This window comes from Deltaproteobacteria bacterium (assembly GCA_029860075.1).
In the GTDB taxonomy this organism is placed as follows: Bacteria; Desulfobacterota; JADFVX01; order JADFVX01; family JADFVX01; genus JAOUBX01.
In genome coordinates this window covers 22,746-34,915 of record JAOUBX010000013.1, presented here as the reverse complement: position 1 = coordinate 34,915, position 12,170 = coordinate 22,746, and the positions used below count along the sequence as shown (strand labels likewise).

The 12,170-nt window shown below is 46.2% G+C and carries 12 protein-coding genes; 3 read left to right on the top strand and 9 right to left on the bottom strand.

The window, feature by feature from the left end; genetic code table 11:
• Positions 1-1,053: a 4Fe-4S dicluster domain-containing protein gene (locus OEV42_06075; GenBank protein ID MDH3973828.1), complete on the bottom strand. Its 1,053-nt coding sequence runs from the start codon at positions 1,051-1,053 to the stop codon at positions 1-3.
• A gap of 143 nt (positions 1,054-1,196) precedes the next feature.
• Here OEV42_06075 and OEV42_06070 point away from each other — a divergent pair, with 143 nt between their 5' ends.
• The 3 genes from OEV42_06070 to OEV42_06060 are packed head-to-tail and all read left to right on the top strand — an operon-like array spanning position 1,197 to position 2,412.
• Positions 1,197-1,334 carry a hypothetical protein gene (locus tag OEV42_06070; GenBank protein MDH3973827.1) on the top strand — a complete coding sequence of 46 codons (138 nt, stop codon included), beginning with the start codon at positions 1,197-1,199 and terminating at the stop codon, positions 1,332-1,334.
• Positions 1,331-1,540, top strand: coding sequence for a hypothetical protein (locus OEV42_06065; GenBank protein MDH3973826.1), 210 nt, complete (start codon positions 1,331-1,333; stop codon positions 1,538-1,540). Before OEV42_06070 ends, OEV42_06065 begins: the two co-directional genes overlap by 4 nt.
• A complete protein-coding gene (locus tag OEV42_06060; protein MDH3973825.1) occupies positions 1,528-2,412 on the top strand; it encodes an Hsp33 family molecular chaperone HslO in 885 nt (294 codons plus the stop codon). Before OEV42_06065 ends, OEV42_06060 begins: the two co-directional genes overlap by 13 nt.
• Position 2,413: 1 nt before the next feature.
• Here OEV42_06060 and lysA read toward each other — a convergent pair whose 3' ends face one another.
• The 8 genes from lysA to hslU form a co-directional block, all read right to left on the bottom strand.
• A complete protein-coding gene (gene lysA / locus OEV42_06055; protein ID MDH3973824.1) occupies positions 2,414-3,667 on the bottom strand; it encodes a diaminopimelate decarboxylase in 1,254 nt (417 codons plus the stop codon).
• Between the two features lie 36 nt (positions 3,668-3,703).
• The gene (locus OEV42_06050; protein ID MDH3973823.1) at positions 3,704-4,780 is read right to left on the bottom strand and encodes a hypothetical protein; all 1,077 of its coding nucleotides are present in this window, start codon (positions 4,778-4,780) and stop codon (positions 3,704-3,706) included.
• A gap of 160 nt (positions 4,781-4,940) precedes the next feature.
• Positions 4,941-6,308 carry an argininosuccinate lyase gene (argH, locus tag OEV42_06045; GenBank protein MDH3973822.1) on the bottom strand — a complete coding sequence of 456 codons (1,368 nt, stop codon included), beginning with the start codon at positions 6,306-6,308 and terminating at the stop codon, positions 4,941-4,943.
• 9 nt (positions 6,309-6,317) lie between these two features.
• Positions 6,318-7,520, bottom strand: coding sequence for an argininosuccinate synthase (locus tag OEV42_06040; protein ID MDH3973821.1), 1,203 nt, complete (start codon positions 7,518-7,520; stop codon positions 6,318-6,320).
• Positions 7,521-7,715: 195 nt separating this feature from the next.
• Positions 7,716-8,651, bottom strand: coding sequence for an ornithine carbamoyltransferase (gene argF / locus OEV42_06035; GenBank protein ID MDH3973820.1), 936 nt, complete (start codon positions 8,649-8,651; stop codon positions 7,716-7,718).
• On the bottom strand, positions 8,648-9,844 hold the full coding sequence (locus OEV42_06030; GenBank protein MDH3973819.1) for an acetylornithine transaminase: 1,197 nt from the start codon (positions 9,842-9,844) through the stop codon (positions 8,648-8,650). The genes argF and OEV42_06030 overlap by 4 nt, the downstream gene beginning before the upstream one ends.
• A 5-nt stretch (positions 9,845-9,849) precedes the next feature.
• Positions 9,850-10,731, bottom strand: coding sequence for an acetylglutamate kinase (argB, locus tag OEV42_06025; GenBank protein ID MDH3973818.1), 882 nt, complete (start codon positions 10,729-10,731; stop codon positions 9,850-9,852).
• A 17-nt stretch (positions 10,732-10,748) separates the two neighbouring features.
• A complete protein-coding gene (hslU, locus tag OEV42_06020) occupies positions 10,749-12,095 on the bottom strand; it encodes an ATP-dependent protease ATPase subunit HslU (GenBank protein MDH3973817.1) in 1,347 nt (448 codons plus the stop codon).
• Between the last annotated feature and the right edge of the window lie 75 nt (positions 12,096-12,170).

The following is a 12,170-nucleotide window of genomic DNA, read 5'->3' as shown; positions in this document are numbered from 1 at the left end:
TTATTCATCCTCCGGATGGATGCAGGATATGTCACCCTTGATTCTTTTGAGCATACCGACAAAATGGATATCAGCGGGACATTCCTGGGTACACCTTCCGCAGCCTACGCAACTCGGTCTGCCAAACTCTCCCATGAACTCCTGGTGCTTGTGAAGGAAACGGTGCTTGAACCTGTCCGCGCGTTTTTCCCTGAAGTTGTGCCCGCCTGCAACCATGGCATGGCTTTTGAAAAGGCAGGAATCCCAGCAGCGTTTTCTCTCTCCCGTTGCACCGTCAAGGCAGACTTCGTCGTAAACGTCAAAACAGAAGCAGGTAGGGCAAACCATGGAGCAGATGCCGCAATTAAAACAGCGGTTCCCCATTTCCTCCCATATTTCGCTTTTGTACTCCATATCAAGGATGGCAGGCAGGTCCGATTCATCGACTTTTGTTGTAAAAAGTGTTGTGAATTCATTAATTCGCCGCTTGTATTCCTGGAGGTCATTATTGTCGTATTCCGTAAATAAAGACTCTGCCGTTGAGACCATGTCGTCACCGAGGCTGGTGCCGATCTTTACCAGGTAAGCGTTTCCAACATCAGAAAGGAAGAGGTCAAAACCTTCTTCCGCAAAGCTCGTACCCATGCTGTGACAATAGCAATATTCATCAGGAATGCAACTAATTCCTATAATGGCGGTATTTTGCCGCCTTCTGAAGTAGTAAGTATCGACATATTTGCCGGCAAAGACACGGTCAAGGGTAAGGAGTGCGTTAATTTCGCAGGAATGTACACCGAAGATTACTTTTTTCCCCTCATCTTCATAGGCATCTTCATAACCTTTCTCAGGTGAAAAGGTCATCATCTTATCGACGGGTTTATGAAAAAACTTTTTTATAGGGAGAATGGTTCGCGTATATTCTTCGTTTGAAACGATAACTTTGGATGGATCGGTGACTACCTGGTAAGCAGATGATTTTTTGCCTTTTTTCTGAGGCGCATGCAACTCGCCAAAGGAAGCAAGATGTTCCAGGAAAGGCAGAATATTTTCTTTTTCTATTTTCAGGATCTTCATTTTTTCCCCTTATGTAGAGCAGCCTTAATACTGATCTTAACATAAAAAAATTGGCTGTCAATAAATCCGAAATTTTTATTTATACCTTTTTAAACTTCAAATTTTAAGTAAACTGTCATATGATTCTTTCATTGAGGCTTACCATGGCAATTACAGGATTAAGCGATAAATCGAGATCATTTCTCATTGAAATCATTGAAGCCCTTCTCCATAGAGGAAGGAGCCTGTCCTCAACTGGAAGAGGCAGGCCGAGAGCCATCAACTTTATCGCACTGAAATGAGTATCGATTATTACGAGAAAACTATGGAAAGGTATCTCTTTTCCATTTCCGATGGTAATTTCGATGGCTTTTATGAGAGAATTGCCGAATCAGCAATTGAGTTCGCCCGGGGAGCCGATTTTACTTTACTATTCCTGCAAGCTAAGCAATGTGGGATAATCATTTTTACTTTCATTTTTAAAAGGGAGCTTCTATGGATAGCTTAAAGCGGGCGATTTCTGATAAATACGGAATGAGCCTCATTTTTATCGATGTTTCAAAAACGGCCTCCCTTCTTGAGCAGCGCCACCTTAATGGTCCGGCGACAGCAGAAATACTGGGACAAAGTGTAGTTAGTGCCGCACTTATTTCATCGGGCCTTAAAGGCCGGGGGGAGAGAATTACTTTTCAGCTTAAAGTTGACGGGCCCATCAACGGGATCATTGTCGAGGCAGGTTATGAGGGGTATGTGAGGGGTTATACGGATGTAAAGCTTCTCGATAATGTTGATGGAAAAGCTGACATCAAGGAAAGTGAAATTCTTGGAAACACAGGAACCCTGAATGTAATACGTTCTGATGAGCGGGGTATTATCTACTCAGGACAGGTAAATATTTCTCCACCCAATATAAGAACGGTTACCGCCAGATATCTCAACCGGTCGGAACAGGTTCCCACGGGGGTTGAAATATTTTCAAAAATGCAGGATTTCAGGATAGAAAAGATGAGGGGACTTATGGTTCGGAAACTGCCTGATGCCGATACAGAGAAATTTGTTCATGTTCTCGAAGAATTTGAAAAGGGCCGTGTTAAAGAGCTTCTTGGCGGAGCGGAAGAAATCGCTGCATTTGCAGAGCTTTTTAAAATGGAAGATCTTGAGATTCTTGAAGAAAAAGAGATGACCTTTCGTTGCCGCTGCAACTACAAAAAATCGCTTACCATCATTAATTCGCTTGAGGCTGTAGAACTGGAAGAAATGATAAAAAAGAAAGAGCCGCAGCAGGTGACCTGTCACTTTTGCGGTGAGACGTATAATATAAAATGGGAAGATCTGCAATCGGTTTTACTCGATAAGGCAGATACTTCCCGTCCCATCTGATTTACAGGAATGAAGGTATTTTTTCTCCTTTAATGAGATCCCTGAATTCTTCCCTCTCCCTGATGACCTGGAAGGCGTTACCCTTGACCATAACTTCAGCCGCCCTTACTCTTGAGTTATAATTGGAAGACATGGTAAAACCATAGGCGCCGGCGCTGCCTACAGCAAAAAGATCACCCTGCTTTAAGGGCTGAATTTGACGGTCCTTGGCAAGAAAATCACCGGATTCACAAATAGGGCCTACAACATCGGCCACAATTTCCGGCGCATCACTCTTCTTGACGGGAATGACTTTCTGGTAAGAACCATAGAGCGAAGGTCTGGCCAGGTCATTCATGGCTGCATCGGCAATGATGAAGTTCTTCTCTTCACCCTCTTTCGTATAGAGGACTTTGGAGACGAGCATACCGGCATTACCCACAATGACCCTGCCCGGTTCGAAAATAAGCGTAACGCCAAGGTCCTTTGTCTCCCTGATGATCGCTTCGCCATATTCTGTGGGGTGAGGCGGCGATTCATCTTTATAGGTAATGCCCAGGCCGCCTCCAAGGTCGAGGTATTTAATATCAATATCTTCCCCTCTGAGCTTTGTAATAAGTTCTTTCACTTTTTTCAATGCATCAACGAAAGGCTGGATCTCTGTTAGCTGGGACCCGATATGGCAATCAACACCGATAACATGAATATTGTCGAGGGTTGTTGCATATTTAAAGGTTTCAATGGCCTCGGCGACGGGAATGCCGAACTTATTTTCCTTGAGTCCCGTTGAAATATAGGGATGCGTCTTGGGATCCACATCGGGATTAACTCTCAGTGCGATTCTTGCGTGCTTACCCATTCTTGCCGCCACTTTATTGAGGAGTTCCAGTTCCTGCCGGGATTCGACGTTAAACATGAGAATATCTTCCCTGAGGGCATATTCCATTTCATCATCCTTTTTGCCGACGCCCGAATAGACGATTTTCCCCGGTTCAACACCTGCTTTTACAGCCCTGAAAAGTTCGCCTCCCGATACAATATCAGCGCCTCCTCCCAACTCGGAAAAGAGCCTCAAAACGGCGAGATTTGAATTTGCCTTGACGGAGTAGGAGACGATGTGAGGGATTTCAGCAAAGGAGCTGTCAAAGGCTTCAAAGTGACGTTTGAGTGTTGCATGGCTGTACACATACAATGGTGTTCCAAGGACATCGGCTATTTTCTGGATATCCACCTCTTCACAAAATAGATTTCCTTCGTTATAACTGAAATGGTGCATTTTACTTCTTTGCCTCCTGTATATTTAAAAAATAGTTTATTTTGGAATTTTAATACTAATCTCTTCAGAGGGCACGCTTTCGTTTTTCTGAAGAGAGTTATCGACAGCTGTTATTGCGTAGAAATAGCTGATGCTGTTAATAACATCATAATCGCTGAAAGTTGTTCCTTCAACAGGGCTCTTATTTATTTTCCCGGCAGCAAGGTCTCCCTTTTTTCTCCTGTATATGTTGTAACCCAGTATGTCCTTCGTAACTTGAGGCTCCCAGAAGAGCCTCACTCCTACATCAGCAAGGACCGCTGTGAGACGTTTGGGAGGCGCCGGCGGCACCGTATCGATGGGAATAAGAATGATTTCTCCCGAGGGTTCACTTTCAATGATCCTATCGCCGGTTATTATAACGCTTTTGGCTGTGTAGTAATATTGCCTGTTGTTTTCAAGACCGATATCGGTGAAACTGTCTCCCTTTACAGGTGACTTCGTTATCGGTGATGAGGGGTAGTCCCCCGAAGTATTGCTGCGATAAATATTATAAGCTATCACGTCTTCCTCAATTGTTTCATCTTTTGTTGCAGCTTTGAAAGGCTGCCACTTAAGAACTGCCGTCCTGTCCGATGCCGAACCTTTAAATCCCTCCGGCGGCGGTGGAGGACTTTGCCATTTTATATTTACGGCCTCTGAAAAAGCGCCCCGGTAGCCGCTTTTGTTATAAGGCGCGACCTTATAGCTGTAATACCGGTCTTCCTTAAGGTCCGTATCGATAAAGGTGACCCTTCTTCCCTCGATCAATGCTGCACCGGGGGCCTCCAGATCAATATCGACGTAAATGGGGTATTCTTCACCGGGGCATTTGGGGCACTCCTCTCCGCTTTTTTTGTAAAGTTTAAAGCCTGCCAGATCGGCCGGTTTTGATCCGTCGCTGTTCTTTTGAGGCATGGTCCAGCTAATGAAAAGGGAATCTCTGGCGCCTTTTACTTTTACCGATGCAACGGCTTGCGGGACGAGGCTTTCCGGGGGAAGGGGCGCTCCCTTTTTCCCGCAACCTGCCGGGATGACAAGAAATAAAGAAAAAATAGATAAGGCAAGAGGCAGCGCCTCTAAAGGATGTTTCATCCCGCCGCCCTTATTGGGAAAAGACTTTTTAGAACGGATTAACATGGATTAATTATGATTTTTTAAAAGCTTAAAATAAAAAAATTAACCTTTCGACTTTAATGGGAGTTAATCATAAGCTATTAGCGCTAATCTATATAAAGCCGGGTTTTATTGCTTATCAAACACCGACATCATCGATCTTGAAAAGATCCGTCTTGCTTATGGTTGACCTTTCAAGGTCGGCATGAATATAGATGTCGTCTTCAATCATATCGCAGAACTGCCGAAATTCCTCGATTTTAAGATCACCGATCTGCCGGATATTGTTTTTGATGCAGTATTTGACGATATTCCCCACCACTTCGTGTGCCTCCCTGAAGGGGAGACCTTTTTTGACGAGATAATCAGCCACTTCCGTTGCATTTGAATAACCTCCGCCCGCTGCCAGCAGCATACTTTCTTCATCGATGCGAATATTCCTCATCATTTCCGTAAAGATCTGAAGGGAGATGGTAATGGTGTCAATGGTATCGAAAAGCGGTTCCTTATCTTCCTGCATGTCTCTGTTGTAAGCCAGGGGAAGCCCTTTCATAAGGGTAAGGAGAGACATGAGGTTGCCGTAGACTCTTCCTGTTTTTCCTCTTACCAGTTCGGGAATGTCGGGGTTTTTCTTCTGGGGCATAATGGAGCTTCCCGTGCAGAAGGCGTCGGCAATTTCAATGAAGCCGAACTCGTCTGAAGACCAGAGGATCAGTTCCTCTGAAAGACGGCTGAAATGCATCATCAGTATGGAAGCCGCCGCCGTAAATTCGATAACGTAGTCCCTGTCACTTACCGAGTCGAGGCTGTTTTTCGTAATGGCTGGAAAATCGAGGAGTTGAGCAACATATTTTCTGTCGATAGGGAATGTCGTTCCGGCCAGGGCGCCGGCGCCGAGGGGCATAACATTAATTCGTTTGAGACAGTCGCTAAAACGCCCGGCATCTCTCTCCAGCATTTCAAAGTAGGCCATCATATGGGTGGAAAAAAGGATGGGCTGGGCCCGCTGAAGGTGAGTGTAACCGGGCATAATGGCCGTGGGATGCTTTTTCTCCAGTTCAATCAGCACCGTCTGGAACTCTTTAATCAGTTCGATGATTTCCTTCGTCTTGTTTCTTAAATAAAGCCTCGTGTCGAGAGTGACCTGGTCGTTTCTGCTTCTTGCCGTATGAAGCCTGCCACCTGCTTCACCGATCCTGTCGGTAAGCCGTTTTTCGATATTCATATGAATATCTTCGAGTTCATCGGAGAATTCGAATTCACCCCTGTCGATTTCCCGGCGAATCTCTTCCAGTCCCCTGATGATTTCCTTGCTGTCTTCTTCGGAAATGATTCCCTGTTTGGCAAGCATGGTGCAATGGGCAATGCTTCCTTTAATGTCATAAATGTAAAGCCTTTTATCGAAACCTACCGATGCGCTCAGTTTCTCAAGGAGCTTGTTCGTTTTTTCTTCGAAGCGCCCCCCCCACGGCTTATCAGTCGATTTTTCAGATGGTTTTTCAGGCATTATCCCCTCCTACAGACCTGTCAGCGCCCTGATTCTCAATCTCAGGGAGTTGATTTTAATAAATCCTTCGGCATCTTTCTGGTTATAGACGCTGTCTTCTTCAAATGTAGCAAATTCCGGGCTAAAAAGCGATTTTTCCGCCTTTCTTCCCACAACTTGACAATTTCCCTTGTAGAGTTTAAGCCTTGCCGTACCGTTAACGGTAAGCTGGCTCTCATCGATTGTTTTCTGGAGCAGTTCTCTCTCGGGGGCATACCAGTAGCCGTTATAAACCAGCTCTGCATATTTGGGAATGAGGGAGTCTCTTATGTGCATGACTTCCCTGTCCATAGTGAGTGACTCGACGGCCCTGTGGGCTTCATGAAGGATAGTGCCGCCCGGTGTTTCATAAACACCGCGTGATTTCATCCCAACGAATCTGCTTTCCACAAGATCAACCCGCCCTATACCGTTTTCACCACCAATCCTGTTGAGTTCTTCCAGCAGGGTGGCAGGCGACATCTTTTTACCGTCTATAGCAACAGGGTTTCCTGCTTCGTAATCGATCTCTATATAGGTCGGTTTATCGGGCGCTTTTTCAGGCGAGACGGACATAACATACATATCTTCCGGCGCTTCCACCCAGGGGTCTTCCAGTACGCCCCCTTCAAAACTGATGTGAAGAAGGTTTCTGTCTGATGAGTAAGGTTTGGCCTGGGTTACAGGGACGGGGATATTATGCTTTTTCGCATAGGCAATGAGAGATTCCCTTGAATTTAAATCCCAGTCTCTCCAGGGCGCTATGACCTTTATATCGGGCTGAAGGGCAAAGTAGGTAAGCTCAAATCTCACCTGGTCGTTCCCTTTACCTGTTGCTCCGTGAGAAACGGCGTCGGCATTTTCCTTTCCGGCAATCCTGATCTGCTCTTTTGAAATAAGCGGTCTTGCGATGGAGGTGCCGAGAAGATACCTGCCTTCGTAAATGGCATTTGCTCTAAGCATGGGAAAGACGAAGTCGGAAACAAACTCTTCCTTCAGGTCTTCAATATAGATATTGCTGGCACCCGTCTCGATGGCTTTCTTATTAAGAGGTGCAAGCTCCTCTCCCTGTCCCAGGTCGGCAGCAAAGCAGATAACCTCACATTCATATTCTTCTATAAGCCATCTTACGATGACGGAAGTATCGAGACCGCCTGAATAGGCAAGAACAACTTTATTAATATTTTCTTTCACAAAAATCCTCCAAATAGGGTTAATAAAGGGAGCCTATGGCTGCCTTTTTAAAGTGAGTTTTCTTTGAATATTTTCATTGGAAACCTCTATTCCAGTCATTGCGAGCGAAGCGAAGCAATCGGGGTATTATTAAAAGTAACGCTCTGGAGATTGCCGCGTCCTTTCACTATTGGCAAAGGCGGTAAAGCGACTTTTTCAATAGCTTCCATGTTCCTGCTTATTCTTCATAAGCAGTTCCATCACCGCTTTTTGCAGATGCAGCCTGTTTTCCGCCTGGTCAAAGATAGCCGAGTTGGGACCTTCGATCACTTCATGAGTTATCTCTTCATCGCGGTGCGCCGGAAGGCAGTGAAGGACGATAGCATTACCCGAGGCATGAGAGAGCAGTTCGTTGTTCACCTGATAGGCGGCAAAGACCTTTTTGCGTTCCTCATACTCATCTTCCTGGCCCATGCTTGTCCAGACGTCCGTATTAATGACGTCCGATCCTGTTGCCGCTTCTGCCGGATCTTCCACAACACTTATGTTCGCTTTATCTTCCTTAAGGGCCATAGCCAGAATTTTTTCGTCCGGCTTATGCCCTTTGGGGCAGGCAAGAACGAGCTCGAAACCGATTCTCCGTGCAGCATTGATCCAGGAGTTGGCCATGTTGTTGCCGTCACCAATCCAGGCAATTTTGCGATTTTCCAGGTTTCCAAACTTCTCTTTTACTGTGAGAAGGTCAGTGAGTACCTGACAGGGGTGAAGGAGGTCGCTGAGGCCGTTGATGACAGGCACCGTGGCGTACTCTGCAAATTCTTCCAGAATTTTCTGTGAGTAGGTTCTTATCATAATGCCGTCAAGGTAGCGCGAAAGCACCCTGGCCGTATCGGCAATGGGTTCGCCTCTGCCGATCTGTGTATCTCTGGGGCTAAGGAAGAGGGCATTGCCGCCAAGCTGGAATGCACCTACCTCGAAGGAAACTCTTGTTCGGGTGGAAGACTTTTCGAAAATCATGCCCAGAGTTTTGCCTGCAAGGGGATGGTGGCCGATGCCTTCTTTTTGCATTGCCTTCAGTTCCATGGCGCGGCCCAGGAGAGAGTGTATCTCTTCCCCGCCAAGATCCATTATGCTGAGAAGGTTTCTCTTCACGGGTTTACTTCCTCCAATACGTTATCGAGAATGGAGATCATCTGTTTTATCTCTTCTTCTTTAATGATAAGGGGAGGAAGAAAACGAAGGACCGTGCCTGCCGCACAGTTGATAAGCAAGCCTTCGCTCAAGGCCTTGTTTACAATTTCCGCTCCCTCCCTGTGGAGTTCCATGCCGTAGATAAGTCCTTTGCCCCGCACTTCCTTAATGTAAGGATATTTATCTTTCAGTTTCAAAAGTTCCCCTTCGAGAACTTCTCCCATGTTGGTACAGTTTTCCAGTATCCCCTCTTCCAGTGTCGTTTCCAGTGCCGCAATGGCTGCCGCCGAAGCCAGTGGATTTCCACCAAAGGTGCTCGCATGAGTGCCGGGAACAAAGCTTTTGGCCATATTCTCTTTAGCAAGCATGGCTCCCATTGCCATTCCGCCGGCTATCCCTTTTGCAAGGCTCATAATGTCAGGCTCCATACCGTAATTCTCATAGGCAAAGAGCTTGCCCGTCCGTCCCATGCCCACCTGGACTTCATCGAGGATGAGAAGAACGTTCTTTTTGTTACAGAGCTCCCTTACTCCCTTAAAGTAATCCTGGGAAGGGACATTGACGCCTCCTTCGCCCTGGACAGGTTCAACCATGACGGCGCATATTTTATCATCGATAGCCGCTTCAAGCGCCTTTAGATCATTAAAAGGCACATGTTTAAATCCCGGAAGGAGGGGCTCAAAACCCTTGCTGAATTTCTCCTGTCCCGTTGCCGTAATGGTAGCCATGGTCCTGCCATGAAAGGATTGGGTCGTGGTAATGATTTCATTCCTGCCGGCACCCAGGTTATCGTAACTGTAACGGCGGGCAAGTTTAATGGCCGCTTCGTTGGCTTCAGCGCCGCTGTTGCAGAAAAAAACCTTGTCTGCAAAGGAGTTTTGCACGAGAAGCTCTGCCAGTTTCGATTGTTCAGGAATATGGTAGAGGTTCGATACATGAACAAGCTTTTCTGCCTGTTCCTTTATGGCCTGTGTCACTTTTTCATGGCAATGGCCCAGGTTGCATACGGCAAGGCCCGAGACAAAATCGAGGTATTCTTTTCCGTCAGCGTCCCATAGCTTTGCTCCCTTGCCCTTGACCATGGCAACAGGATAGCGGCCGTAAGTACCGGCAACAAAAGCTTCTGTTTTATTAACTATTTCTTTGTTTGTCATTGTTTTTACCCTGTAATCTGGGTCCCTATTCCCTTATCGGTAAATATCTCAAGCAGGAGCGCATGTTCAATGCGTCCGTCAATAATATGCGTCTTTGTTACGCCATTGCCGATAGCCTCAAGGCAGCACTCGATTTTCGGAACCATTCCTTCCCTGATGACGCCCTCATCCATGAGATTGAGGGCTTCTTTCCTGGAGAGGCTTGATATTAAATCTCCCTTACCGTCTTTAACACCTTCAATATCGGTGAGGAGAACGAGCTTTTCCGCCGAAAGCGCTTCGGCTACCTTCCCTGCTACCAGGTCGGCGTTAATATTGTAGGTTTCTCCCTTTTCGCCCACGCCGACAGGCGCAATGACGGGAATAAAGCCGCTTTGATCGAGCGTATCGATAATTTCAGGATTAATGTGCTCCACATCACCTACCATGCCGATATCGATGATTTCAGGGGGCTGGTCCTTTTTATCGGTTTTTTTGAGATACCTTTTTTTGCCCCTGATAAGACCGCCGTCTTTTCCGCCCAGTCCCACGGCACGGCCCCCCTCCCTGTTAATGAGGTTGACGATTTCCTTGTTGACCTTGCCCACGAGAACCATTTCGACAACACCCATAGTCTCGTCATCGGTAACCCTGAAGCCGTCGACGAAGCGGGGTTCGAGGCCCATCTTTTTCATGACCTCTCCTATCTGGGGGCCACCGCCATGAACAACGACGGGATTGATCCCGATATGTTTCATAAGAATGATATCGAGGGCAAAGCCGACTTTAAGTTCCTCTTCGATCATGGCATTGCCGCCATACTTTACAACAATCGTTTTTCCTGAAAAACGCTGAATGTAGGGGAGCGATTCAATAAGGACTTTCGCTTTTTCTATCAGTTTTTTCATTTTTTGCTTTTACTGTATTAAAGTATATACCTGCTGAGATCGACGTCCTTGATGATTCCTGCAAGCTTTGTATTTACGTAAGCTTCATCAATGGCAACCTTCTTTTTCTTCATATCCGGCGCTTCAAAGGAGAGTTCGTCAAAGAGCCGCTCCATGATTGTATGGAGACGCCGGGCGCCTATGTTTTCCATCCGCTCATTGACCTCCTGGGCCATTTCGGCGATCCTTGAAATGGATTCATTCTTAAAGTCAACCTTGATCCCCTCCGCACCTATAAGGGCTGTGTACTGCTTAATAAGTGCATTTCTCGGTTCCGTCAGTATCCTGATAAAGTCATCTTTCGTCAAGGCTTCCAGCTCCACCCTTATAGGGAAGCGTCCCTGCAATTCGGGGATCAGGTCGGATGGTTTGGAGACATGAAAAGCCCCTGCTGCAATGAAAAGGACATGATCGGTTTTTACCATACCGTACTTGGTGTTTACCGTCGAGCCTTCAACAATAGGGAGAAGGTCTCTTTGAACCCCTTCTCTTGAAACATCAGGTCCTTTGCTTCCTTCTCTTCCGGCCACCTTGTCAATTTCATCAAGGAAAATAATGCCTGACTGTTCTACTCTCTTTAGCGCTTTTTTAATGACCTTTTCATTATCGACCAGTTTCTGTGCCTCTTCCTGGGTAATGACTTTCATCGCCTCGGGAATAGAGAGTTTCCTCATTTCACTCTTTTTCGGCATGAGGTTGTTGAAAATATCCTTAATGTTAATATCCATGTCTTCCATGCCGGCAGGAGCAAGAACCTCAATCATGGGGGATGATTTTTCTTTGATCTCTACCTCGACGCTTCTTGAATCAAGCTTGCCCTCGTGAAGCATTTTCCGGAATTTTTCTCTCGTCTTGTTATGGTCCTGTCTCGCTTTTTCAACTTCTTCTTCTTCTGAGGGTGAAAAAGGAAGCAGAAGATCAAGGATTTTCTCTTCAGCAAGTTCCGAGGCTTTGGCTTCCACCTTTTCCTTCTCTTCATTCCTCACCATAATGACAGCCAGTTCGGTCAGGTCCCGTATCATGGATTCTACGTCCCTGCCCACATAACCCACTTCGGTAAACTTGGAGGCTTCAACCTTTATAAAGGGCGCATTGGAAAGCTTTGCAAGACGTCTTGCAATCTCTGTTTTACCAACTCCTGTCGGCCCGATCATGATGATATTTTTGGGCGCTATTTCATCCCTCATGTCATCGGATAATTGCTGCCTTCTCCACCTGTTTCTAAGGGCAATGGCAACGGCGCGTTTTGCCTGCTTTTGCCCTACTATATATCTATCCAGTTCAGATACGATTTCTCTTGGCGTTAATGACTTTGTAACTTCCAAAATATTCCCCTTAAATAAAAAATGAAAAAACCCTCATTATACACTAAAGCGTAAGCTAGTCAAGAAATCGATGAA